This is a genomic window from Candidatus Nitrosotalea sp. FS (assembly GCF_011319475.1).
Classification (GTDB): Archaea; Thermoproteota; Nitrososphaeria; order Nitrososphaerales; family Nitrosopumilaceae; genus Nitrosotalea.
Window position 1 is genome coordinate 9,651 of record NZ_RCMC01000251.1, and the last position, 449, is coordinate 10,099.

1 pseudogene is annotated in these 449 nt (G+C 37.0%); it reads left to right on the forward strand.

Annotated features, from left to right (window positions below):
* Nucleotides 1-255: 255 nt before the first annotated feature.
* Nucleotides 256-449, forward strand: a pseudogene (locus DYY66_RS14915) (hypothetical protein); the annotation flags it as partial.

Consider the following 449-nt stretch of genomic DNA (forward strand, 5'->3'; position numbering starts at 1 on the left):
AGACAGCGTGTCTGCTATGGTGCCATCAAAGTCAAAGATTATCGTGTGCATTAGACTTTCGCAAGGAATTGCCGTTAAAGATTGTTGTGTATCATGCCTTTTTTATTTTTTAGTCGAGAAATTGTCATATTCTATACTTGTAGAATGTGTGCTGAGATCGCTCTCATTGATCGGGCATGCATGTTTAATCTGTCTTGACCCGTACTTGATACAAGATATTCTAAAAATATAATATCTACAGATCTTTAACTCTTGATGATGGGTAAATCCTCGCTTTTAGATGAGGCATACGAACTGTGTGAAGAAGGCAAATACACACTAGCGTTGGAGTATTATGATCTGATTTTGTTCAAGGATCCAAAAAACATCACTGCCATGATAAACAAAGGTGTTACACTACAGACTCTTGGAAAACACTCCAAGGCAATAAAATGCTATGATGATGCATT